Source organism: Flavobacteriales bacterium, from assembly GCA_016704485.1.
Taxonomy (GTDB): domain Bacteria; phylum Bacteroidota; class Bacteroidia; order Flavobacteriales_F; family PHOS-HE28; genus PHOS-HE28.
Genome location: JADJAA010000001.1, coordinates 233934 through 259778 on the forward strand (window position 1 = coordinate 233934; position 25845 = coordinate 259778).

16 protein-coding genes, 2 tRNA genes and 1 pseudogene are annotated in these 25845 nt (G+C 49.5%); 10 read left to right on the forward strand and 9 right to left on the reverse strand.

Annotated elements, in window-relative coordinates; translation table 11 throughout:
* Window positions 1–75: 75 nt before the first annotated feature.
* The 4 genes and pseudogenes from IPF95_01055 to dnaJ all read left to right on the forward strand — a co-directional run bounded on the left by IPF95_01055 (window position 76) and on the right by dnaJ (window position 6619).
* A complete protein-coding gene (locus IPF95_01055) occupies window positions 76–2643 on the forward strand; it encodes a fibronectin type III domain-containing protein (GenBank protein ID MBK6473284.1) in 2568 nt (855 codons plus the stop codon).
* Between the two features lie 120 nt (window positions 2644–2763).
* Window positions 2764–4294 (forward strand): annotated as a pseudogene (locus IPF95_01060) (IS1182 family transposase).
* Window positions 4295–4820: 526 nt separating this feature from the next.
* On the forward strand, window positions 4821–5447 hold the full coding sequence (locus IPF95_01065) for a nucleotide exchange factor GrpE (protein ID MBK6473285.1): 627 nt from the start codon (window positions 4821–4823) through the stop codon (window positions 5445–5447).
* A gap of 56 nt (window positions 5448–5503) precedes the next feature.
* Window positions 5504–6619 (forward strand): molecular chaperone DnaJ, encoded by a 1116-nt coding sequence (dnaJ, locus tag IPF95_01070; GenBank protein MBK6473286.1) that lies wholly within the window; start codon window positions 5504–5506, stop codon window positions 6617–6619.
* Between the two features lie 171 nt (window positions 6620–6790).
* Here dnaJ and IPF95_01075 read toward each other — a convergent pair whose 3' ends face one another.
* Window positions 6791–10063, reverse strand: a complete 3273-nt coding sequence (locus IPF95_01075) for a PD40 domain-containing protein (GenBank protein ID MBK6473287.1) — start codon at window positions 10061–10063, stop codon at window positions 6791–6793.
* Window positions 10064–10291: 228 nt separating this feature from the next.
* On the opposite strand from IPF95_01075, the gene ade reads away from it, so the two are divergent.
* The 3 genes from ade (at window position 10292) to IPF95_01090 (ending at window position 14136) form a co-directional block, all read left to right on the forward strand.
* Window positions 10292–11917: an adenine deaminase gene (gene ade / locus IPF95_01080; protein MBK6473288.1), complete on the forward strand. Its 1626-nt coding sequence runs from the start codon at window positions 10292–10294 to the stop codon at window positions 11915–11917.
* Between the two features lie 63 nt (window positions 11918–11980).
* Window positions 11981–12640 carry a DUF4190 domain-containing protein gene (locus IPF95_01085; protein MBK6473289.1) on the forward strand — a complete coding sequence of 220 codons (660 nt, stop codon included), beginning with the start codon at window positions 11981–11983 and terminating at the stop codon, window positions 12638–12640.
* Window positions 12641–13095: 455 nt separating this feature from the next.
* Window positions 13096–14136, forward strand: a complete 1041-nt coding sequence (locus IPF95_01090; GenBank protein MBK6473290.1) for a hypothetical protein — start codon at window positions 13096–13098, stop codon at window positions 14134–14136.
* On the opposite strand, the gene IPF95_01095 is transcribed toward IPF95_01090, so the two are convergent.
* The 4 genes from IPF95_01095 to mutS all read right to left on the reverse strand — a co-directional run bounded on the left by IPF95_01095 (window position 14126) and on the right by mutS (window position 18101).
* Window positions 14126–15028 (reverse strand): hypothetical protein, encoded by a 903-nt coding sequence (locus IPF95_01095; protein MBK6473291.1) that lies wholly within the window; start codon window positions 15026–15028, stop codon window positions 14126–14128. The genes IPF95_01090 and IPF95_01095 overlap by 11 nt on opposite strands.
* A gap of 117 nt (window positions 15029–15145) precedes the next feature.
* Window positions 15146–15230: transfer RNA gene (locus tag IPF95_01100), tRNA-Leu, on the reverse strand.
* 71 nt (window positions 15231–15301) lie between these two features.
* Window positions 15302–15377: transfer RNA gene (locus tag IPF95_01105), tRNA-Gly, on the reverse strand.
* 69 nt (window positions 15378–15446) lie between these two features.
* On the reverse strand, window positions 15447–18101 hold the full coding sequence (gene mutS / locus IPF95_01110) for a DNA mismatch repair protein MutS (GenBank protein ID MBK6473292.1): 2655 nt from the start codon (window positions 18099–18101) through the stop codon (window positions 15447–15449).
* A gap of 186 nt (window positions 18102–18287) precedes the next feature.
* Between mutS and IPF95_01115 the strand changes: the two genes are divergently transcribed.
* Both IPF95_01115 and IPF95_01120 read left to right on the forward strand, forming a co-directional pair.
* Window positions 18288–18794, forward strand: a complete 507-nt coding sequence (locus tag IPF95_01115) for an RNA methyltransferase (protein MBK6473293.1) — start codon at window positions 18288–18290, stop codon at window positions 18792–18794.
* Window positions 18795–19004: 210 nt separating this feature from the next.
* Window positions 19005–19970, forward strand: coding sequence for a hypothetical protein (locus IPF95_01120; GenBank protein MBK6473294.1), 966 nt, complete (start codon window positions 19005–19007; stop codon window positions 19968–19970).
* Between the two features lie 536 nt (window positions 19971–20506).
* On the opposite strand, the gene IPF95_01125 is transcribed toward IPF95_01120, so the two are convergent.
* The 3 genes from IPF95_01125 to folK form a co-directional block, all read right to left on the reverse strand.
* Window positions 20507–22147 carry a hypothetical protein gene (locus IPF95_01125; protein MBK6473295.1) on the reverse strand — a complete coding sequence of 547 codons (1641 nt, stop codon included), beginning with the start codon at window positions 22145–22147 and terminating at the stop codon, window positions 20507–20509.
* Between the two features lie 183 nt (window positions 22148–22330).
* The gene (locus tag IPF95_01130; GenBank protein MBK6473296.1) at window positions 22331–22981 is read right to left on the reverse strand and encodes a deoxynucleoside kinase; all 651 of its coding nucleotides are present in this window, start codon (window positions 22979–22981) and stop codon (window positions 22331–22333) included.
* Window positions 22981–23481 carry a 2-amino-4-hydroxy-6-hydroxymethyldihydropteridine diphosphokinase gene (gene folK / locus IPF95_01135; protein MBK6473297.1) on the reverse strand — a complete coding sequence of 167 codons (501 nt, stop codon included), beginning with the start codon at window positions 23479–23481 and terminating at the stop codon, window positions 22981–22983. The genes IPF95_01130 and folK overlap by 1 nt, the downstream gene beginning before the upstream one ends.
* Before the next feature lie 207 nt (window positions 23482–23688).
* Between folK and sppA the strand changes: the two genes are divergently transcribed.
* Entirely contained in the window at window positions 23689–25494 is a 1806-nt protein-coding gene (gene sppA / locus IPF95_01140; GenBank protein MBK6473298.1) for a signal peptide peptidase SppA, read from the forward strand.
* A gap of 82 nt (window positions 25495–25576) precedes the next feature.
* On the opposite strand, the gene IPF95_01145 is transcribed toward sppA, so the two are convergent.
* Complete coding sequence (locus IPF95_01145) at window positions 25577–25831, reverse strand: T9SS type A sorting domain-containing protein (protein ID MBK6473299.1); 255 nt, start codon at window positions 25829–25831, stop codon at window positions 25577–25579.
* Between the last annotated feature and the right edge of the window lie 14 nt (window positions 25832–25845).

A 25845-nucleotide genomic window follows, 5' to 3' on the forward strand; every position in this document is an offset into this window, starting at 1 on the left:
AAAACCGACTAATCTCGTAATGCCTAACGGACCATGTCTGGTCGAATAGGAATCGTTCATCCTAATATTTTCGCTATGTCAAGATCATTCCGCTTTTTCGGAAAGGGCCGCCAGTACGCCCTATTCTTGGGTTTTTCAATGACCATTGCAGCGACTGCACAACGCAATTGTGGCAGTATGGATTATCTGCAACAACAGATCGATGCTAACCCGGACAGGGCTGCTCGATTAGAGCAGATCGATGCATTCACGACCCAGTACATACATGACCATAGTGAAGAAGACCGAGCGGTTATTACGATACCTGTTGTGTTCCATGTGGTTTACGCAAATTCCACACAGAACATTAGTGATGCAAAGATCTACGCACAACTAGCGCAGTTGAACGCAGACTACGCACGTTTGAACTCCGATGCCGGCAGTACACCTTCGGCATTTGCTGCTTTGGGTGCCAATACCGAGATCCAATTCTGCCTAGCCCAGCGCGACCCGAACGGAAATGCTACAACCGGCATCGTGCGAAAAAGCACCACAGTGAGCAGTTTTTCTGATAACGATTACGTGAAGTACAATGCTAACGGAGGAAGTAGTGCATGGCCCAGTAGCAGCTATTTGAATTTTTGGAGCTGTAACCTTGGCAGTAGCCTTTTGGGTTATGCCCAATTCCCCGGTGGTCCGTCGGCAACGGATGGCGTAGTTTGTTTGTATAGTTCCATTGGCAGTATTACAACGCCAGGCTCAGCAACACCGTACAATCTAGGCAGGACAGCTACGCATGAAGTAGGTCACTGGCTCAACCTTCGCCATATCTGGGGAGATGCGAATTGCGGTTCTGATCTTGTATCCGATACACCGACGCAACAAACAGATAACGGAGGCTGCCCTTCATTCCCACATGTTACCTGTAGCAATGGTTCTAATGGTGATATGTTCATGAACTACATGGACTACACGAACGATGCGTGCATGAATATTTTCACGCTCGGTCAGAAAAGTCGGATGCAAGCGTTGTTCGGAACCGGTGGCTCACGCGTTGGTCTGGTCAGTTCGCTGGGCTGTACACCGCCAAGTGGTGGTACATGTACTGTACCTTCAGGTCTCGCTGCAGGCAGTGTAACCACATCTTCAGCGGTAATTTCATGGGGCTCTATGAGCGGTGCAACTAGTTATTCCTTACAATACAAACTGGCATCTTCCGGTACATGGACTACCGTAAGTACCGGTTCAACGTCTTACTCATTAACCGGACTAAGCAGTGGCACCAGCTATAATGCTCAAGTAAGCGCGACCTGTAGTTCGGGTAGTAGTGGATATTCCAGTGCCGTAAACTTCACAACAGGAACAACAGGTTGCAGCGACTTTGGCGAACCGAACAATTCGACCGCTGCGGCAACTTCCATTTCTGCCGGCTCTTTGAACGCGTTGATCGCGAATAGCACCGATGCCGACTATTACCGTTTGACGTTGACAAGTACAAGCAATATTGCACTTTCGATGAGCAACCTTGCGGCTGATTACGACCTACGCTTGTTGAATAGCGCAGGCACACAATTGGCCATTTCACAAGCAGGTGGAACAACAAGCGAAAGCATTTCATACGCCAACGCGGCAGCAGGCACATACTATGTACATGCGTTCGGATACAGCGGTGCATTCAGTGCTACACAGTGTTATGCGCTTAGCGCAACGGTCACACCGGTTGCCGCACCGTGCAACACACCAACCGGACTTGCAGCCTCCTCGATCACCTCATCCAGTGCATCAGTTTCGTGGGGAGCAGTAACCGGAGCGGTTAGCTATACCGTTCAATTCAAGCTAAGCTCGGCCAGCACTTGGACAAGCGGAAGCGTTACAGGAACCACGGCATCTTTGACCGGCCTTACAAGCGGAAGTGTTTACAACGTGCAAGTGCAAACGGTCTGTGCCAGTGGTACATCGGCCTTCTCATCTACTGTTTCGTTCACTACTTCCAGCGCGGGTTGTACAGATACATGGGAAAGCAACAACACCAGCAGCAATGCGAAAACGATCACCAGAAATACGGATATCTACGGCACGATCGGAACTACCACGGATATCGACTGGTACAAATTCACCAACACCAGCTCGCTCAAGAACATTCGTATCGACCTGACCAACTTGGCCGGTGATTACGATGTAGTGCTGTACAAAGGTAAAACCACTCAAGTAGGAATTAGCCAGAACGGTGGCACCACCAGTGAAACCATTGTATACAACGGCGGAACCGTGACCACGTATTACGTAAAAGTCTATGGCTATAACGGCGCGAACAGTGCTACCCAATGCTATACCCTACGCGCAAATTGCAGCGGTACGAGTTTCCGCGAAGGCGTGTTGGACAGCGAGCCAATTGTGTTGGAACCTGTTACCGGATTGATGAACCTCTACCCTAACCCAGCGAATGATAAGGTGATGCTGGAGTATGAGGCCAAAGAAAATAGCATCGTTCAGCTCTACTTGTTCGATGGAACCGGCAGACAAGTGCACGCATCTCAGCAAAGCGTTACCAATGGCAATTCCACCTTCGGCCTGCCGTTGCCGAGCTTGAGCAATGGAATCTACGTGCTCCAGATCATAGATGGCAAAGAGCGCTACCAAAAGCGATTCCTGGTCGAACAGTGATCCATATCGTATAGAACCAATGGAAGGGGGCTGTCTCAAAAGAGGCAGCCCTTTTCATTTTGTTGAAAAGCCGTTGGAAGTTGATCTTGACAACTCGTTTTGGGTGATCGACCTTCGGGCATGGCTTCACAAAGAAAAGTCGTGTTCAAGGACTACGACCCGAGTCAAGCGATGCTCTTGCCACCATCGTTGGAAGAACTCATCTCAAAGACACATGCCGTACGTGTAGTTGGTTCGGTTATCGACCAGATCGACATCGGTTCGCTGGCCGACACGTACAAGGGTGGCGGCACCTCTAGTTACCACCCGCGTATGTTGCTCAAGGTATTGGTCTATGCTTACCTGAACAACATCTACTCCTCGCGTAAGATCGAGGCAGCGATCCAGGAGAACATCCATTTCATGTGGCTTGCCGGGATGAAGCGTCCGGATCACCACACGGTCAATCGGTTCCGTGCCCAGCGGCTCAAGAACCACATCAAAGAAGTGTTCAGCCAAGTGGTTCTGTTGTTGATGGAAGCGGGTCATGTGGATCTCAAAGCAGTGTACACCGATGGCACCAAGATCGAGGCCAATGCCAATAAGTACACCTTCGTTTGGGCCAAGAGCATTGCCACCAACAAGAAGAAAATGAAAGCCCAGTTGGAGGAGCTCTGGAACTACACCCAAGGAGTAGCCGCTGAAGAACTACAGGGCGATGACCCCGGTGAGATGGAAGAACTCGACCCGAAGAAAGTGGCCCAGACCATTGATGCGATCAACGCCGCGCTCAAGGACAAGAAGATCGATCCGAAGACCAAGCAAAAGCTCTCTTACGCCAAGAGGAACTGGCCGGACAACGTGCGCAAGTACAAGATGCAAGAGTCCATCTTGGGCGAGCGCGGTAGCTACTCGAAGACCGATCGCGGAGCCACCTTCATGCGCATGAAGGACGACCACATGGGCAACGGACAACTCAAGGCCGGCTACAACGTGCAATGGAGCACCCAGAACCAGTTCATCATACACTACAGCCTACATCAGGACACCACCGACACCAAGACACTGATCCCCCACTACAAGGAACTACAAGCCCAGTTGGGCAAACTGCCCCAAGCGGCTGTGGTCCGCCGCATGGCGGAGCTATGGCTCGGAGCAGAATTACGAATACTTGGAAGGCGAGGGCGTGGAGGCTTTTGTGAAGTACAACTACTTCCACCGTGAACAACAAAAGAGCTACTGGGAAAAACACCCCTTTGTACAAAACAGACTCCACTACAACGCTGCAAGGAACGAGTATACCTGCCCCATAGGCCAGCCCATGCGGCATATCGGTGACCAGCGCTCAACAACAAAGGCCGGGTATGTGCAAACCGTATCGCGCTACCAAGCAAGCAACTGCGCCACATGCCCCATGAATGGTGTTTGCCACAAGGCCAAGGGTAACCGGATCATCGAAGTGAACCATCGGCTTAACGAACTTAAAGCCCAAGCCCGAGAAAAGCTCACCAGCGAAGAAGGTCTAATGCACCGAAGCGCTAGACCGGTGGAAGTGGAATCGGCCTTCGGTAACCTCAAGCAGAACAAAGGCTTCACCCGGTTCATGCTAAGGGGACTCGACAAAGTCGCCTTGGAAACCGGACTACTTGCAACTGCGATCAACCTGAAGAAGTTGGTCAGGATCCTTCAAAAAAGGGCTGAGGAACGTCTAAAAAGTGCCTTGGGTTCGGTCCTGTCCTTTACACGGGCAAGGCCGCAAATAATCCCGATCTGGTAGGTCTCTGAATCAGCACCACATCCAATCCCCATCAAAACAAGAAGGGGCCATCCCTTTCGAGACAGCCCCGGTAGGATAGGTCTTGCGGCGTTCAAGCCCTGCAAGGGCGAAATAGTTCGAGTCTAGCGTTGTTCAGGAGAAATATTCAATTTGCTATTTCGCGCCTGTAGAGCTCCAAAATTCTACGCGTTACAAAGTCGATGGGCCAAGACCCATCGCTCTGTTATTACGCCCCTCTGGGGATATGCGCTCATAAATTTTGCAATTATGGGCTATGGGCAATCTACATTTTGCATGCTGTCCTTTATTGGAAGTTCCTGACTTCTATCCGCAATGTAAACTGCCATCCTGTCGGCATAATTTGATCGGCACCTTACTTGCCATACCGGCTTCGCCGCACAACGGCCACGGAATAACACCAATGGCATTCAAGAACCCATTTAGCAGTACCAATAAGGAAAAGCCAGCTATGGAGCAGGAAGAATTGAAGAACGATAAAGGCGCAACCATGAACGAAACATCGGCTATGGATGAGCAGAACGAAACTACAACTGACACAGAGGCAGTGCCTGAATTGACCGAGACAGAGCGGCTGATACTCGATCTTGAATCAAAGAAATCAGAGATCTCAGCACTGAATGATAAATACCTACGCCTATTCGCGGAGTTCGATAATTTCCGGAAGCGCACAGCGAAAGAAAAGCTGGAGATGTTGCAAATGGCGGGTGTTGATACGCTGAAGAACATGTTGCCTGTTATGGACGATATGGAGCGAGCGATCACGAACAACGCCACGATCAAGGATGCTGAGGTCATTAAGCAGGGGATGAAATTGATTCATCAGAAATTCTCCAAATTGATGAATGATCAAGGTGTAAAGGCGATGCACGTAAAAGGTGAACCCTTCGACCCTGAGTTCCATGAAGCAATAACAAAGGCGCCAGCCCCAACCGCGAACCTGAAAGGCAAGGTGCTGGACGTGATCGAGAGTGGCTATTTGATGAACGACAAAGTGATACGCTACGCTAAAGTCGTGGTTGGTGAGTAGGAGCGAAGCAAGCATCGCCCACACACACCAAGAACGAACCCACCACTACTTCATAAATGAGCAAACGAGACCCTTACGAGGTACTTGGCGTAAGGCGAAATGCCAGTGCCGAAGAGATCAAGAAAGCCTACCGCAAACAGGCCATAAAATTCCACCCGGATAAGAACCCCGGTGATGACGCAGCGGAGAACAAATTCAAAGAATCAGCCAGCGCCTATGAGATCCTGAGCAATCAGGAAAAGAAGGCACACTTTGATCGTTTCGGACACTCCGGACCCGGAATGGGTGCTGGCGGATTCGGTGGCGGTGGCATGAATATGGATGATATCTTCTCCCAATTCGGAGATATTTTCGGTGGCGGATTCGGTGGTGGATTCCAAGGTGGAGGTGGCGGAAGACGCACGATGAAAGGAAGCAACCTTCGTGTACGCTTGAAGTTGACCTTGGCGGAGATCGCCAACGGCGCTGAAAAGAAGATCAAAGTAACCAAGCTCGTACGTGGAAAAGGTAGTGAATATGCACGGTGCAGCACCTGCGGTGGCAGTGGCCAAGTACGCCGTGTCCAAAGCACGTTCCTGGGTCAAATGCAAACCGTTGCTACATGTCCGGCATGCCATGGCGCAGGTGAAACGGTAAGCAAACGAGCGCCCGGTAGTGATGCACAAGGATTGGTGCGTGAAGAGGTGGTAGTTCCAATAAAAATGCCCGCCGGAGTTGAAGAAGGCATGCAGTTGAATGTTAGCGGCATGGGCAACGATGCTCCTGCTGGTGGCATTCCGGGCGACCTTTTGGTCGTGATCGAAGAAGAAAAGCATCCGGAACTTCGTCGTGATGGCCAGAACTTGCACCACGAAGTATTCATCAACATGGCAGATGCCGCATTGGGAAGCAAGATCGAGGTGCCACTTGTTACTGGCAAAGCCAAAGTGACCATAGAACCCGGCACACAGACCAACCACACGTTGCGCTTGAAGGGAAAGGGCTTACCGAGCCTGAACCATCATGGACAAGGCGACCTCTTTGTTCATGTTGCCGTATGGACTCCGACCAACCTTTCGAAGGACGAAAAAGCTACACTAGAAAAATTGCGCACCAGCCCCGGCTTTCAGCCTAAACCCACATCAAAGGACAAAGGATTCTTTGAACGGGTGAAGGAGATGTTTGGGAATTAGTTTTTGGTGAATTGCGTATGAGCGATTAGAACGCTAATGACGCTGAAAGATCTGATGAACACTGATTGAGGTGCACGGGGCTGCCCTTCATAGGTTGTGCGAACAAACTAAGTCGCTGTTGGTAGTAGGCAGATCACATTGCGGACTGATCATATCGACCTGAACATGCCGCTAATTCTCCATCAACAACTTCACAGCAGCTTCCAATTGCTGATCTCGGCCTTGGCTAACAACGGCCGGATCAAGTGGTTGGCGTACATCGGGCTCCAATTGTTGGTTCTCCAGGTAATTACCGGCATTGTCGATCATGCCCACTTGCGGTATACCGAAGACCATGTCGTTCTGTAGCGATTCCCACCACACTGCGGTGCCCGTGCCGGGTACTGGCATCCCGACCAGTTTACCCACGCCCAATGCACGATACGTTACAGGGAACATGTGGGCATCGCTGTAGTTGCTTTCGCTCATGACCACTACGCTGGGGCGCTGCCATTTGAACTGCGGCTCGGTTCCTAATTTTTGACCGCGTGGTTCTTCGCGCATGTACGTTTTGCCGCTGAGGAAGGTCGCGAGATCATCATGCAGCCAGCCACCGCCGTTGAAGCGTGTATCTACCACCAATGCCTTTTTGTTATAGAATTTGCCTAGGGCATCTTCATATACCGTGCGGTAACTTTCATCATCCATACCGCGCACATGCACATAACCCATGGTACCATTGCTTGCACTATCCACGATGTGCTCGCAACGCTTTACCCACCGGTGATACAGGAGTTCGCGCTCTTCTCCGCGTGAGATGGGTTTTACGGTCTCCGCCCAACGTGCTTTTGTTTCTGGATCATAAAGTGAGAGCAACGTGTATTTATCCGCTTTCCGGTTCAAGTGTATGCTGGGGTCTTCATTTGCTGCAATGTCTAAGCCATCGATCTTTTCGATCACTACACCTTTTTTGATCTTCGACCCATTCTTTGCACACGGGCTTTTTTCCATGACCTCAACGATCTTCAATCCGGTGCGTGTTGTATCGTCCACATAGAATAGACCGAGGCTAGCTGTAGCATCGCCATTCTCCATGCCGCTCCGGAACCCTGAACCGGTATGTGAAGCATTCAACTCACCGAGCATTTCGCTGAGCATCTCCGCGAAATCGTAATTGTTATTGATATGTGGTAAGAAGCGTGCGTATGCTTGCTTGTAGAAATCCCAATCCACGCCGTGCAGGTCAACACGATAGAATTTCTTAACTACCTGCCGCCAAACGTGCTCAAACAAATAAGCGCGTTCCTCGGCCTCGTTCAATACCATTTCGCCACTTATGCCGATGGGTTTCACTTCGCCCTTTTCAATATCGAGCTTGTTGATGTTTCCGTCACTGGTGAAGTACAGGTTCTCCCCTTCCTTATCCATTACCAAACTGCCCATATCATCAGCACCCAACTTTGCCAACGTTTTGGTCTCACGTGTACGCAGGTCGGTTTGCCAGAGATCATAACCCTTCTCGAAACTGGCCAAATAGTATAGTGTTTCGCCATCTTTGCTCAACACCGCGGCACCTAGATCGGAAGAGTGTATCGTAAGCCGTTCACGCCTGTCCTCAATGTTGTCCAACTCGAAGACCAGTGGCTTGATGGGTTCTTCTTTTTCCTCCTTCTTCTTGTCTTTCTTGTCCTTCTTTTCGTCCTCCTTGGACTCAGGATCATCCTTCTCCCTATCCTTTTTCTCTTTCAATAACTCAGCTTCCTCTTTGGTCTTTTGGAAATCATCATAGGCCTCTTGGGTGAAGAATGTTGCATACACATCGCCCTGGCCGCCCCAGCTTGCGTGGTTCTTCATACCATCCCTTCCGCTGATGCTCAGCATTGCCTTGCCTCCGATGGCCCATTGTGGTGCAAAGTGGTCATAACCGCTTTGCGTAATGTCGATCACTGGTTTATCTCCAGTTGCACTGACCAGTCCACATTGTGTGATCCATTGGTCCGGATGTAAGAATTGAACGAGTAACCACTTGCTATCCGGGGACCACTCGAAGTACTGATCGCCATCGGAATAACTGTAGTTCTGATCTCCCGGGACCACCGTACGCGTTTTCTTGCTCGCTACGTTCAACACCTTGATAGCAGTACGCTCTTCAAAATAAGCTACTTCCTTGCCATCCGGTGACCAACGCGACTGGAATTCTTCTGCTGGTGTCGCTAGTAATTGCTCTTCTTTCAGCACGGTGCTATTGAAGAAATGCTCCTCTTCTTTCCGAGTTAAAGCAACTGTGTATAGATCCCAGGATCCGTTGCGTTCCGAAGCGAAGAGTATTCCCCGACCATCCGGACTGAAACTGACCGATCGCTCTTGTTCCGGCGTGTTCGTTATACGCCGCGTGGTGCCTTCTGCAACTGAACTCACAAATACTTCACCGCGAGAAATGTAAACGACCTCCTTTCCGCTTGGCGATACTTCCAATTCCGAAACCTTGCCATTAACGGTGATCGTTCTTGCTGGGTTGTAGCGCCCATCCGTAGCAACGTTCACATCGATCTTCGCAGGCTTTTCGCCTTCTTTTAACGTGTAAAGCTCACCATCATAACTGAAACAAAGTATACCAACTTTACTGATGGATAGCGAACGTACCGGATGGTCTTTCAGGTTGCTGATCCGCTGCGGTGTTCCTCCTGTTGCCGCAACCTTGTATACATTGAACGATGTGCGACTTTCCACTGGCCCCAGCGGATCTTCGCTTAAATAAAAAATGCTCGAACCATCTGCCGACCATACGGGATCTATGTCCTCACCTTCATAAGTGCTCAGTTTGGTGTACTCCTTGTTCGCGAGATCATAAGTCCAGATGTCGCGTGTTACGGAGGAGGTGTGGTGCTTGCGCATTTCATCTTCATATCCTTTCAGATCATGATACACCAATTTAGTTCCGGAAGGATCGTATTTAGCTCGTTGCGCAGGCATCGTAGTGATCTGCGTTGCACGACCTCCGGAAACAGGAACCGAGTACAGTTCACCCATACCACCGATCGGGAAAAGTTGATTGCTGACCGCATCCAGTCTGTTGCTGTAAAAGATCACGCCAGAATCATCCGGTGTAAGATCAGTAGGCGTATCATCGGAGGAATGAAAGGTCAACCTTGTTGCAAGTCCACCATCACTGGGCATGATGAACACATCTTTGTTGCCATATCTATTGCTACTGAATGCGATCCATTTGCCATCATGGCTCCAGACCGGATCACTGTCCATGGCTTCATGGGTGGTGAGCAATAGCGCCCGCCCGCCAATGGCAGGCACACGCCAAAGATCCCCTTGATAGGTGAAGACGATCGCAGTGCCATCCGGTGAGATCGCCGGGCTTCTTAACCAAAGTGGTGATGCCGATGCACTCAACTGTGCAAAGGACTGAGCAAGCGATATAAGGGATAAGGCAACGAAGAGCAGCTGTTTCATGATGAACAGATAATTGTTTCGATCAGCCACAAAGATGAACCAACTTGCATTTGCCGCAAAGCAGTGGGTGGATCAATGCCACCGTTCATCCCAATTTCAGCTGCCGTTCAGCGTTGTAATGCTTTGATCATTATTCCAATTGGTTCTTCGTCGGTGAGCTCCATGCCCTTCACTAAGGCGATCTATGCCAACCTATATGAAGATCGGTTCCGACCTTCGCACCACAACATGGATGAACAGACCATTACCGGCAACTATGTCGATATTCCGAACGAACGCATTTTTCCAGCTGATGTGATCATTGCGAATGGTCGGATCAAGAGCATTACGGAACTGGCCGATCCGGTAGAAGGCTATCTTCTACCAGGCTTCATAGATGCCCATGTGCACGTGGAAAGCAGCATGTTGGTACCCAGTGAATTCGCCCGGTTAGCGGTAACTCACGGCACGGTTGCCACGATCAGCGATCCACATGAGATCGCCAATGTGCTGGGCGTGGAAGGCGTGGAATACATGATCGAGAACGGCAAAAAGGTGCCCTTCCATTTCTTCTTCGGGGCACCCAGTTGTGTTCCAGCAACACAATTCGAGACCGCTGGAGCCGTGGTTGATTCCCATCAAGTTGGCGCTTTGATGGAGCGAAAAGAGATCGTCTATCTCAGCGAGGTCATGGACTTCCCTGGCGTTTTGAACGGCACTTTTGAGGTAATGAAAAAGATCGCCCATGCGAGGCGCTTGGATAAACCTGTAGATGGCCATGCGCCTGGTCTGCGCGGCGAGGATGCACGGAAATATATTGCAGCAGGCATAAGCACCGATCACGAATGCTTCACAGCGGAAGAAGCTCTCGATAAGTTGAAGTACGGTATGTTGATCCAGATCCGTGAGGGCAGCGCAGCCAAGAACTTCGATGCCTTGATCGGTTTATTGAATGATCATGCTGGCAAAATGATGTTCTGTAGCGATGACAAACATCCGGACGGTCTGGTTACTGGCCACATCAACGTGCTTTGCGCACGCGCGATCGCGCACGGGGTTGATCTGTTCAAGGTTTTACGGACAGCTTGTTGCGTGCCAGTGGAGCACTATAAGCTCCCGGTTGGTCAATTGCGTGTCAGCGACCCTGCGGATATGATCCTCGTGAAGGATCTTATGCATTTCCGCGTACTGCGCACATGGATCAAAGGCCAGTTGGTGGCGATAGATGGGAATACGTTGATCAAAAGCGTACCCGCTGAACGTCCGAACAATTTCAATTGCTCGCCAAAGCAGGTATCCGAATTCAAGGTCCCGGGAACAGATAAAGACCTTCTTGTGATCGAGGCATTGGACGGGCAACTGATCACGCGAAAGAAGTACATCGCCCCTACCGTGATCGCAGGAGCTTGCGTGGCTGACCCCACCAAGGATCTGCTAAAGATCGCCGTGGTTAATCGCTATGACAATAAGCCTATTGCACTAGGTTGGATCACCAATTTTGGGCTTAAACGAGGCGCTATTGCAGGCAGCGTGGCCCATGACAGCCATAATATCGTTGCTGTAGGGACCAACGACGAGGACCTATGCACCGCTATCAATTTGGTGATCCATGAGCGTGGCGGTATCAGCTTGGCGAATAGAGACCAACATCGGATCCTACCGTTACCAGTTGCAGGGATCATGACGGATGCCGATGCGCATATCGTTGCCGACGCATACGCTGCCATGGATCGAGAAGCAAAGGACCTTGGCAGCACGTTGGGTTCGCCCTACATGACACTTTCGTTCATGGCGTTGCTCGTGATACCGCATTTGAAAATGAGTGACCTTGGCTTGTTCGACGGAGATACATTCCAATTGGTGAAAGCACTTTGAGCTGGTCCACTGGGCTGTTCTACCTTGCTCCTTGATTCATCGACCGGGTCTACTCATTGATACATGTTCAAACCGATCGCATTCTTTTCGAAGTTCTGGCCGCTTTTCACCCTGCTGTTGATCATCGGCTGCGGCACCAGCAAAGAATTCGCAGGTGATGGACGATTCGTAAAGCGTTCGCTGCGCCCAGGGTGGCATGTGGATCTTGGAATCCGGAAGAATAGGGCGCACCCTCCGACCCTTGCCCGAGAAACACAACCTAATGTTATTGAGAACCAATGGAATAGGACTTACGACCGGAGCACTCCTTGTGATTCGGACGAAATGTTGGCCAGCACTGGAAACCAAGTTCCTCTCGCTGAGGAGTATCCCAATTCATTACGTTCCGGAACCGTTACCGACCCGCAACTAGAGTGGCGGGCAACCAATTCCAATACCGATCAGGTCACCGAGCAAGAGGATCTGATGCCAAAAAAGAAGTGGAACCATTGGGCCATTCCATCATTATTGGCAGCACTAGCGACTGTGTTCTTGGCCTTTACAACGCTGGAATTCATCGCGGTGATCGTTGGTATCGTAGTAACCTTGACCTTTGCGGGGATCGCGCTACGCCGCGGTAGGGTCCACGAGTTGGCAGGTAAGGGATTTGCGATCGCGGCATTATTGATCGGCGTTCTGGCTGCGTTGGTCACTGTGATCAGCGTGGCATCGTACGGCTTTTGAGCGGACTTAAGGAAAGTGAATTCCGCTACGATGGACTCGGAACGACCCTGTTCCAATAGTTACAATCCAACAACGTTGCACGTTGATCTTCTATTGACATACTGGCATTATTCCGGTTCTGAAAAAAGATTTACTCGTTTCTCACCCTTGTTCAAGATCTGATCCTTGAACGTTCCTTTTTCGTTAACTCGCAAATTCGTAGGAGCAAAGGGAAAATATGAGGACTTTGCACTGGACATAAGGGATGACATCCACTAAAACGCGATGCTGGACAATGATTTAGACAAGGATATGTTCACTTCTGCTGTAACATATTGGTCCACAATATATCAGTTAGGCCATTTCTTTGGACATTCATGGGGCCATTTGACGAGACAATTACGTGGATACGATTCAAGACGGATCTAAGGCAAGCACCGCCTTCTTTTTGGTTGCTATTGGGCGAGTGCGTAGCAATGGTCAACCATATACGCGGAGCTCCTTTGCCGCCAGTTGAAAGCCGGTCGCTGGATAAAGAATTGCTTGCCTATGGGTTGTTAGCTCGCGTTGTTCTGGACGGAAGTACGTTGCGCGCTGAGCAGGTCTTGCTTCATCTGGAAGGTCGTCTTCGCGTGCCCGCTTCGCAGAGTCAAGACCTTGGCGATCTTGATAACCTATACCATGCAAGCAAGCGATTGCAAACCGGACTGTCTTCTGAACAAGGAACACTTTCGCCTGAACGCATTCTGGAATTGCACGGTGCATTGACCCAGATTGAAGGCAAGAAACCGCGATCCGTTTGGCGCGACGGACCTATGCCTCCCGGTGGTTTGTCCGGGGTGCCTTCTGAGATGATACCATTGTTCATGGTTGAATTATGCGATTGGTTGAACGGGCCTGAGCTACAACCTCCTACGCCAGAAGAAACACCGCATTACGCGATCTTGCGAAGCCTTATCTCCGAGCTTTATCTCTCTTGGATCCAGCCTTTTAATGTTGCAGGTTATCGCCTAGCTGGGCTAATTGGTCAGCAGCTCTTATCGGCAGGAGGTCTGTCAGGGTCTTGGACCTCCCTTTCAGCAGTTCACTACCATCGCACAAGGCCTGAATTTCTTCGTCAGATCAGTCATGCAGCGCAAGGAGTTGGAGACCCAATACCCTTTCTGGCATACAGCCTCAAAGGATTGCTCGATCGCCTTCGCGAGCTATCATCGGCGATACGGAACGCACAGGTCCACGGACAATGGCGTGCCCATATTGAGGACCTTTTTGAAGATATCAAAGGACCGCAGCGCATCCGTCAACGTACGTTGTTGCTGGGTTTAAGTGAAGAAAAAGACCCGGTTCCCATCGGTACCATCGCACTACTCAACCCTGAATTAGCTCGGCTTTATGCGGGTGTTTCCTCAAAGACGCTACAACGCGATATAGACGCACTGGAAGATCTTGGAGCGGTACAGCGCGATCCTGAGGGCGTCCGGGCGAGACGCGAAATGGTCCTTGGTTTCAGGGGCTGAAGAATTCCCTAATGACCATATCCGCCTTACGTTCAAAGACTTGTGGCGAAACACCGGCCTTCCGCATGGCTTTCAGCGACGTCGCGCCATCTGATTTCGAAAGCTTTCTTCCTTCATCGTCCATTTCCAACCGATGATGAAGAAAACGAACTTGCTCGAACTGTTCGAGACCTAATAGATCAGCGATATGAAGCTGGCAGGCAGTCGAGGCCAAGAGGTCCTTACCACGAACGATCCATGTAATCCCTTGGTCCAGGTCATCGGCCAACGAGGCCAGTTGATAGGCAACCCGAGGCATCTCGTTGCCTACTGAACGTTGACGGATCACGGGGTCTCCCATAACGGATACCAGATCTACCAGTTCTGTTCTTCCGTTCAACCCATTGATCTCGATCATCGTTGGATCCATAACGTGAAGGCGCCAGGTGTTCTCTAGTGCTTCCAATGAATGACCGACTGATCTACACGTTCCGGGATACCTCCCTTCCGCATTATGCTCCTGTAGTTGCGACCGCGTACACGTACAGCCATAGACAAGGCCCGTTGATCGCAATTCTTTCGCCATTAGGCCATAACGTTCCAATCGCATTTGCTGCGACCAATTCATTAAATGATCATCCGGACCGGTCGGGCCGCTCTGCCACTCGATCCCTAACCAATCCAATGAGCGGAAAATATCTTCCACATACTCCGTTCTCACGCGTTCCGCGTCCAGGTCATCTATTCGTAAGTGAATGCTGCTACCTAGAACTTGCGCAAGTTTCGATGTGATCAGGAAATTGATGGCGTTCCCAGCATGTAAGTAACCACTTGGTGTTGGTGCTATTCGCGTTCGACCACCACGCGGCAGGTCATGGTCTTCCAATTGAAAAGATGTGGTCTGGGGTGCCAAAGTGATGTGCCTATGGACAAGTAGAGCAAAGAACCACACTGAAACTCTTCAGATGTAAACTTCTGAAGCCCTTGCCTTTGCGTGTCTGGAGAATCAGCCAGATCGCAGCTAAGAATGTACCCGGGGCGGGACTTGAACCCGCACAGCCCTTACGGACCAAGGGATTTTAAGTCCCTCGTGTCTACCATTTCACCACCCGGGTAAGGGGTATTCGCTAGAAAGACCAACGAACAACGGTCAAAAATAACGATGCCCCCCATTTCGGGAGGCATCTGGAGCGAGAAACGGGACTCGGACCCGCGACCCCGACCTTGGCAAGGTCGTGCTCTACCAACTGAGCTACTCTCGCAATACGATCACTTTGGCAACTTGCCGCCGCGAATTGGGCTGCAAATATAGCATGTCTTTTTATTTCCGATCACACCTTGCTCAACTTTGACTTCTTTGGATGGACCAATCGCTTGATCTCATTCAACTTTAGTAACGCCTCTACCGGTGTAAGCGTGTCAATATCAAGGCTCGTGATCTCATCCCTGATCCTTTCCAGCGCAGGATCATCCAACTGGAAAATGCTCAACTGCAGCTCTCGGCCCATTCCTTCTATGTCCTTTGGAACAACGTGTGGACCGGTCCGATCATCATTCCCACCTAAATTTCCAGCATGGCTTTTCTCCAAATGTGACAATACTTTCTTAGCACGGAGAATTACCCTTTTGGGCATGCCGGCCATCTCGGCAACATGGATCCCAAAGCTTCTATCGCTACCTCCCGGTTCCAATGTTCGGAGGAACAACACTTTTCCATCGACTTCACGCACTGCAACATTGGCATTGCGGATCCTTGGGAATGTTGCGGCCATTTCATTCAACTCATGATAGTGCGTCGCAAAAAGCGTTTTCGGACGACCTACTTCCTCGTGCAAATACTCGGCAATTGCCCATGCAATGGAGATACCATCATAGGTGCTTGTTCCCCGGCCGATCTCATCCAACAAGACCAATGACCGATCGCTCAAGTTATTGAGAATACTGGCCGTTTCGTTCATTTCCACCATGAACGTACTCTCACCGGTGGAAAGATTATCACTGGCACCAACACGCGTAAAGACACGATCAATGATGCCCATTTCCGCAGCTTCGGCCGGCACATAACTACCTACCTGTGCCATGAGAACAGTCAAGGCTGTTTGCCGCAACAAGGCCGATTTACCGCTCATATTAGGACCGGTTATCACCACCATTTGTTGATCGTTCGGATCCAAGAGAACATTGTTCGCAACATACGGAACCCCAGGAGCCAACTGTTGTTCGATCACGGGATGTCTTCCGCCGGTGATATTCAAGACCTTGCCATCGTTGAACACTGGTCGGTTATAACGGAACGCAATAGCATTCAACGCAAATGCGCGTAGCACATCCAATGATGCCAAGCCAGCTGCGGCGGTCCGCACTTTGCCTACCACCTGTATGATCTCGTCGATCAACCCACCGTAGATCTCCGCCTCCAACGCCAAAATGCGCTCCTCCGCTCCTAGAATGCGCTCCTCCAAGCTCTTCAGTTCATCGGTTATATAGCGTTCGGCACCTACAAGTGTTTGTTTACGGACCCATTCCGGTGGCACCTTATCCCGATGGGTATGACGCACTTCCAAATAATAACCGAACACGTTGTTGAAACCCACTTTAAGCGAGGTGATGCCGGAACGTTCGCTTTCACGTCGTTGCACGTCCAACAATAATTCCTTCGCATGTGTACTGGTATGGCGCAATTCGTCCAATTCCTTACTTACACCCTCCCTCACTACCCCGCCTTTATTCACTGCGACCGGCGTGGATAATTCTATAATGCTTGCGATCCGTTCCGCTATTGCCAATGGTGGATCGATCGATTTCGCTGCAATCAACAAAGCACCCTTCTCATCACTCAAGCGTAGTCGGATCTTCTCAGCGGCTTGCAATGCATGGTGCATCTGTAGCGCTTCCCTCGGATTAATGCGCCCTGCAGCTGCCTTACCGGCGAGACGCTCCAGATCACTGATCCGATCAAGCTCCATACCGATCTCATCGCTTAATTCTCCACCCTCGACAAACGCCTGAACGCGATCCAAACGTTGTTCAATCTCAGTTCGATCCAACAATGGCAGCAGGATCCAGCGTTTCAACGAACGTGACCCCATTGGCGTAACACACGTATCCATTGCTTGGAGCAAGGTGCGCGCACCCTCATTCACGGGTGTGATCAGTTCCAGATTGCGAACAGTAAAGCGGTCCAACCCAAGATGGGCTTCCGGCCGGATCCAAGAGATCCGATCAATGTGGGACACTCGTTCATGACGCGTTTCACCCAGATAATGCAGTATCGCACCTGCTGCACGCTGTCCCAATTTCAGTTCTTCAATACCGAAGCCCTTCAAGCTGGACGTACTGAATTGCCGCAATAATCGCTCCCGCGCGAAATCATCCGTAAACGCCCAATCGTCAAGCGGGAAGGTCCTTTCCTGTGCAATGCATGCCGCGATCACCGCATCATTTCCACCTTTGGGAACAAGCAACTCACTTGGTGCATGGCCAGCAAGCAATTTCTTCACTTGTTCAGCATCATCTTCAGCCACAAGGAACTCGCCCGTTGTAACATCCAGGAATGCGATACCATATCGACCATCCTTCCCGCAAACGGACGCGAGCCAATTGTTGCTACGCTGATCGATCAGGTCATCACTGAACGAAACTCCGGGTGTAACTACTTCAGTAACACCGCGTTTTACGATGGTCTTTGTTGTCTTCGGATCCTCCAACTGATCACAGATCGCAACTCGGTATCCGCCACGTACCAATTTAGGCAAGTAATTATCCAAACTGTGGTGGGGAAACCCGGCCAATTCCATTTCTGAATTTCCCCCGTTGTTCCGCTTCGTCAACGTGATCCCGAGCACACGGGCTGTAATGACTGCATCGCTCCCGAACGTTTCGTAAAAATCGCCGACCCTGAAGAGCAGTATGGCATCCGGATACTTCTCTTTGATGCCGTTGAATTGCGTCATCAATGGGGTTTCCGAGCTTTTTACTTTGGCCATGTTATATTATTCATACTCCTTCCCATCGTAGAAAAACTACTTTCGCCACCCGTATTGGACGCCTCTCCGAATGGTCTGAAGTAAGCCGGAAAGGTACTGCCACTGCTACCGTTTTTTACGTTCCATTAACTGCTTCTTTTCACTTTTTCCCAACAAATTATGCCATCCGGAGATCGTAAGCTTAGAATGGAAGAACTGGATAGACCAGCTCCAGCAGTAAACTTCGCGGCTCCTAAACGGCCTCTTATTGTATTGCTTGAGGATGTACGCAGCAGGCATAATGTTGGTTCGATCTTCCGAACGGCTGATGCATTCGGTGCTGAGCGCGTGATACTCTGTGGATATACACCAAAGCCACCGCATCGCGAGATCGAGAAAACCGCGCTTGGGGCAACCGACTCCGTGCCTTGGGAACACGCACCGAATGCAAGAACAGCTGTTCAAAACCTTCAGAACCAAGGCTATACAGTCTGGTCCGTAGAGCAGACCCTCAATGCTATCTCCTTGAACGAGATCAAAAGCGCTACAACACCGACCGCGGTCGTATTCGGAAATGAGTTGAACGGTGTTTCTGATGAAGTGATCCAGGTGTGTGATGGCAGCATAGTGATCCCTCAACACGGCAGTAAACACTCATTGAACGTCTCCGTATGTGCAGGGATCGTTCTTTGGTGGATGAGTTCACTTCATTGAATCACGAAAGTCGATCATAAAACGAGGCCCCAACAATTTATTCGTTTTACCAATGTTAACGGGCATCACAGAGCATTCACATAAATTTCCTGAAACCCTTTGAACAACCTTTCGTATTTTCGCAGGATATGATGTTGGGATTTCTTTCAAGTGAAGTTGTTGTTGCCTAACAGAAACCGTCTATATTTGGCTGCGTCCGGACCGGCAACCATGAACCGATCGTTAAAACGAAGTGCTCTTCTTATAGTCCTGGTCGGGTGCTTTGTCACTGGGCCGGTATTCGGACAGTACTTCCGCCAATCGAGCTATTGGAAATCACACCGTCACGAGATCTCCGGCGGTTTCGGTGTTGCCAATTTTTTAGGTGAATTGGGTGGAAGGAATGAGATAGGATCTCCATTCGTTTGGGATCTTGAATTCAGCCAGACACGACCTGCCGTCAGCCTTGCCTATCGTTACTTTCTCGCACGCAAAATGGCATTGCGAACTACGTTGGGTTATGGGATATTGGCCGGGAATGACAATCTGACCACAGAACTCTTCCGTAATAATCGGAATCTGAATTTCAAGACCGATCTGTTCGAGCTGAGCCTTGCTCTTGAATTCCACCTATTCAGCGAAGAACTTGGCCATGTTTACGATCTTAGAGGAGTGAAAGGCACTAAATCCTCTCGCGTTGGATTTTATGCTTTTGTTGGTGTTGGCGGTATCTATTTTGACCCTAAAGCGCAGTTCAATAATGCGTGGGTAAAACTTCGCCCGCTAGGTACGGAAGGCCAAGGATTACCAGGTGGTGCGGATCCGTATTCCAATTTCTCGGTCTCCATTCCAATGGGTGTTGGACTTCGTAAGGCGCTAAGCCGTTCATGGAGTTACGGTCTGGAATTGCAATATTCCAAGACCTTTACCGACTATATTGATGATGTCAGTACGAACTATTATGACGGCGACGCGCTAGCCGCAGCACATGGTCCTGAGGCCGCTTATTTGGCCAATCCGACCTTAAACAATGATGGGTTGGAATATGCTACTCTTGCTGGTCAGCAGCGTGGTGACCCCGACGATCTGGATGCATTCCTATTCTTTAAACTGGAGGTCCACTATAAGATCTACAAATACAAGAGCAAGTCGAAAAAATACAGGTTCCGACTGCGAAGACAGAAGATCGTATTCTGATCTAGTACTCTTAAAATTTCAAAGGCCCTGCTTCTGTGGGGCCTTTTTTTGATATCGATTTTTCTGGAATACATTGACACAATTCCGCTTTGAACTAAAAGGGCCAACGTACAGATCGGCTGGTAATAAATGGCGATCATCACAATGGAATTAGATGCGGAATGCCGCGTGAAAATGGCAACTCCTCTTGACGAATTATCTATCTAGGGGAAACGAAAGACACACCTCTATGAAACCAGAACCTCTGACCAGCAAGAATATGGTCGGCTGGATCAAGAGCGTATGTTCAGTCATAACTACCATTGCGAATTGCCGGATCATGGTCCTCTCTTGATCTAGGCGAATGAGGTCTACTACATATTCTAAGGTAGACCAAGAAGCAAAAGGATCGATCAGCATTGCCTATGGATCCCAGATTCGCCCTGACCGAATTCGTTATCCAGAACCAATTTTGTCGGACATTATCGACCACGGGGCATACTCATTGAAAAAGCCCTCGCTTTCGGCGAGGGCTTCTTCTAAATTTCACTGAATGATCAAAGTCCCAATTGGCCTTTGAATGCGCGGAATTCAAGATCTTTCATTGCCTTGTCGCGTAAGCTTGCATCTTTCTGCACCGCCATGCCGATATGGTTGCGAACACCGTCGCCGTTATTAGAGCGTGCTGCAATGATCGCCGCCAGGTAATGGCCCATTGCGCTATCGCTATCCGGGCTACCTTCCAATAGAGTACCTGCCGCTGCTGCATCTCCGCCCAACATTTTTGCCAGTGCTGAGTTGAATGTTTTCTCACCACCCATGTTGCCTACTGCGGCACTGTAATCTCCGTTCTGAATGTCGATCAGGCCTTGATTGTACTTAACCTCAGGACCCGCCGACATAGCCTTCTTGAACAGATCGCTTGCTGCTTTGCGATCACCGTTCAAACGCGCAACAACGCCTAGGTTATTTGTGCTGAATGGATTGTCTTGGATGCCGTTCGCTTTTTCGAACTGAGTCTTAGCCTCGGCCAACTTGTTCTGCATCATATAGATCATGCCAACATTGTTTGCACCACGGAAATCCGTAGGATGAACTCGTTCCGCTTCCTTATAGATACGTGCCTTCTCATTCAGGTCAGTGGTCAAGGTTGCTGCAAACAAAAGTTCTTCAACATTCAATGAATCCGGTTGTGTACGGCTCATCTCCGTAAGCTGTTCATCCGTTTTACCAACCAGGTCGAAGTTCAACTTCATTTCACTGCGGCGCAATTGAGGCAGGATCTCTTCAGCGATCTCCTTATATGTAGCAGCCATGTTCTTGATCTCTGACTCACGCTTAGCAACATCAGGATACATCTCCAACACGCGCAAGACCAGTTCTTTATCAGGAACGGTGCTACTTGCCTGCATTGCATTTTTGAACCCATCCCAGTCCTCTCCACGTGCGTTCAATGTGTAGAACGCATCAACCTTGGCGCTATCCACCTTGGCACGTTTGAAATCTCCTTTGGCCCAATTCATTGCGCTTTTTGCACGGTCATCAGCCAAATTCTCATTTAGACTTAGCTCGCCTTCAGGGCTGGCCCAAGCATCAATGGTCATTCCTTTCACCTGGATATTGCCTTTTGCAGCAAAACCTTTAATGAAATCAGCCATTGCTTTGATGTCCGCATCTTTTATTTCCGTTGACCGAACTGAACTTGAATTAACCAGGTAATTCAAAGTTGCATCCTGTGAATGGCTCGTGATCCGTTGGAATGCATCCTTACCGATCAACACCTTATCGTCATTCAACATTAAGTAAGGCGTGGTAATAACACCATCGGCGAGCTTGAATTTCTCGAATTGTAGCTCCTTCTTACCCTCTTTTCCTTGCTTTCCGAGGATATTCACATAAAGCTCGCTCTCTGCCATGCTAGGCGTGAAAGCCACTTTGTGTGTATAGGTATAAGCCTTTCCCGTCTCGTAGGGTATCACGGTATTGTTTCCAACAGCCTTTTCACCTTGGAAGAAGACGGTCTTATAAGGTGTTTCCCCTCCTGTATAGGTCAATGTCGGAGTAACTTCCGCAAAGGCCTTCTTGTAGAAATATTTCGGCGGGAAATTTCCATTGATATTCACCTCAACAGAATCCCCTTGAACGATCAATGGATCGGGATTTATCGTGTATTTAATTGTAGCCACATTCTTGTTCATTTTCTTGATGCCACCGCATCCTGCGAACATCAGTGCAGAGAGAGACAAGACTGACAGGGCCTTTAAGTGCCGCTTTTCCATGAATTCGATCCGTTTTTCGGGTTTTCGAGTGCAAGTATAAATACTTATTCGGCTACCATCGTATTCCTATTTTACACAGTTGTTGACAGTCAAACGTTCGATTCACAGTGTTACCACGCTATACCCGGTTGCACGCGGCTCTAAAAGCAATTCGACGAACCGCTCATAGGCATCGATATCTTTCAGAAGATCACTACCTCCAAGGTCCACTACAAGCGCACTTTGTACTGAATATTTCTGTAAATGATCCAAATAACGTTCTTGCAATCGATCCAAATAATCGACGCTGATCTGTTGTTCATAACTCCTGCCTCTCGTACGGATCCGTTCACGCACTCGGTCCATACTTAAATGCAAATAGACCACAAGCTCTGGTTTCGGCAGGTCCTTGTACATGATACTGTATAGATCCTTGAACAATGCGGCCTCATCAGTAGGTAATGTGACACTTGCGAATACGAGGGATTTGCCCAACGAGTAATCCGCTACCGTGCATTCCGTGAATAGATCCTGTTCGGTAATACGCTTTAGTTGGTGGTACCGTTGGGCCAAGAATGACAACTCCACTGAGAAGGCGTAACGGTCCGGTTCTTGATAGAATCGGGGTAAGAACGGATTATCATCGAATTCCTCCAATACCAAACGGCCACTCCATTCCAACGCAAGACGCTTCGCCAAGGTGGTCTTACCAGCACCGATAAGTCCTTCAACGGCAATGTAGGTGTACGGAAGTGCTGATCGTTTCACCTCCATTAGGAACGGCTTATCTTGCTTAGCAATTGAAGAACCGTAAAATGAAGCGTTGGATGAAGGGCATCCGGACAAATATCCGCCGCCGGAGACAAGGCGAATAAGCGTTCGTGCAATCTCGGGTGCGGGATCTGAAGTTCACTACTTTCCACAACCCGATTTCCGTACAACAGGATATCAATATCCAATGTTCTTGAACCATATTCACCGCTCCCGGTCCGAATACGACCACCCTCTGATTCAATGTTCAAACAGATCTCAAGCAAATCAATCGGGGCCTTCTCCGTCCGTAAGATCAATGCTCTATTCAAGAAAAGCCGATCATCCTTAAAACCTACGGGCTCGGTCCAGTGGTCCCGACTTCGAGCGATCACGGAGCCAGTAGCTCGCGCCAATTTTTCTTCGGCTTCCCGAAGGTATTCGTGCGACTCACCCACGTTACCTCCCAGTAATAGGAGCACTTCATCATCGGCCAACATAGGGCGTAAAACTAACCTGAGCAAAGTGATAATCAAGGCTAGAAATGCCTTGGGCATTCTGCGGTAATGGTTCTGGAATATTCGGATCAAGCACTGTTCGCTCACATGCTTTCTTGCATCCACTGACCATTCGTCCCTTCCATCCCGGGCGCTATCCGTTCGTGTATTGCGCGAATATGCAGTCGCAATACCACCGTAGCTTCGTGCCGAGAATCAAAACCAGCGCTTTTAATGAGACAATTCTTCAAATTCATGTTCGCCTCCATGATCGGAACTTTTCTGGTCGGTGTGCTATTGGTGTTCATTTTCATAGGTATGGTAGCCGCTGCCATTAGTTCAGGGCTGAACAGTACAGGCAACACTGCAAACATCAAGGATGGCACCGTGTTGCATTTAATGTTGGACAAGGAGATCGTGGATCGCGGTGAAAAAGATCCGTTCGAGATCGATCTTGGACCATTTCAAGCAGAAGCAAGGATCGGCCTGAACACATTGCTCAATAGCTTGGAGAACGCAAAGACCGATGACCACATTGAAGGTGTTTTCTTGGACCTTACCTCGTTGCAGACCGGGTTCGCCACGATCAAGGAGATCCGTGAAAAGGTCCTGGAATTCAAGGCCGTTAGCGGTAAACCCGTGATCGCTTATAGCGAAATGTATTCGCAAGGTGCATATTATCTGGCTACAGCAGCAGACGCGGTCTATTTGCAGCCGAAAGGAGAACTGGCATTCATGGGTCTACGCAGTGAATACATGTTCTTCGATGGTCTGTTCAAAAAATTGGATATCGATATCCAATTCATCCGTGGCACCAATAACAAGTTCAAAAGCTTCGGGGAAATGTATACCCAGGATCATATGAGCGAAGCCAACAAAGAGCAGAACCGCGCATTGCTCAGCGGGATCTGGAACGAGTATCTGACGGCAATAAGCGATAGCCGGAAACTGGATAAGGCAAGACTGAATGTCATTGCGGACAGCTTAGAGGTCCGTAACGCAGACGATGCTTTAGCGCTAGGGATGATCGATGGAATAAAATTCCGCGATGAGGTCCTTGATATCCTGAAGGATAAAATGGCCTTGGACAAAGAAAAAGCGATTGAGTTCGTGCAACTGCGGAAATATGCCAAAACATTCACGCCTTCATTCTCTTTGAAGAACGACGGATCAAGCAACGGTAAGTTGGCGGTGATCTATGCTGAGGGGGGCATTTCCTCCGGCGAAAGTTCTGAGGGAACCATCGGAAGTACCTCCCTCGCCGAAACCATTCGCGAAGCACGTGAAGATACGACCATTAAAGCCATTGTATTCCGTGTGAACAGCCCTGGTGGTAGCGGACTAGCGAGTGATGTGATCTGGCGTGAGGTCGAACTGGCAACCAAGGTCAAGCCTGTTATAGTGAGCATGGGTGACGTAGCTGCTTCAGGAGGTTATTATATCAGCGCTCCTGCAACGCGGATCTTCGCAGAACCGAATACCATCACCGGTTCCATTGGTGTGTTCGGGATAATACCCAACATGCAGGGATTCTTCAACAATAAAACAGGGATCACTTTTGATGGTACTAAAACACACAAATTCGCGGATATGATGACCATTACCCGCCCATTGACCGAAGAAGAGAAAGGGATCATTCAGGGATATGTGGATGATTTCTACACCACGTTCAAAGAGCGTGTTGCAGAAGGTCGGAAAATGACCGTAGATCAAGTGGATAGCATCGGCCAAGGGCGAGTTTGGACAGGTATTGATGCTAAAGAACGTGGCCTTGTGGATGAACTAGGCGGTTTGGAAGATGCCATTAAAGCGGCAGCTGATATTGCAGGACTCACGAACTATTCCACGGTAGAGTTGCCTGTGCAGAAGGATCTATTTGAACAACTACTGGAAGACCTCAGTGGACAGACCAAAGCTTGGGTGGCCAGTGAAGTAATGGGTGAGGATCTCGAGTTGTTGGGTCAATTCAAACGTGCATCAGAGGTTCGCAAGCAAATGGGTATACAAGCCCGGATGGAATTCGATCTGAATATCAGGTAATTGTTTGCCAGTTCAACTGGCATGAATTCGAAAAGCCCCGTATCCAGCGTTTGCCGGTACGGGGCTTTTCTTTCCCTAGCATTCAATTAACTAACCAAAACCTGACCCTTGTTACGGAGGTTCTTGTAGAAAGTTCCAATATGTATAGACCGGGTGCTAGATCTGATAGATCCATATTCCCTGGATCGCCCATAGAACGGGCTGTTCGAAGTGTATGGCCTAATGCATCAACGACTGATAGCAGTGCATCCGTTTCTGTATGAGACCATGAAAAATGGATAATACCCGTAGATGGATTGGGGTATAGTTGGATACGTGTTGAAACTTGTTCACTCACTCCTACGGTGGGTT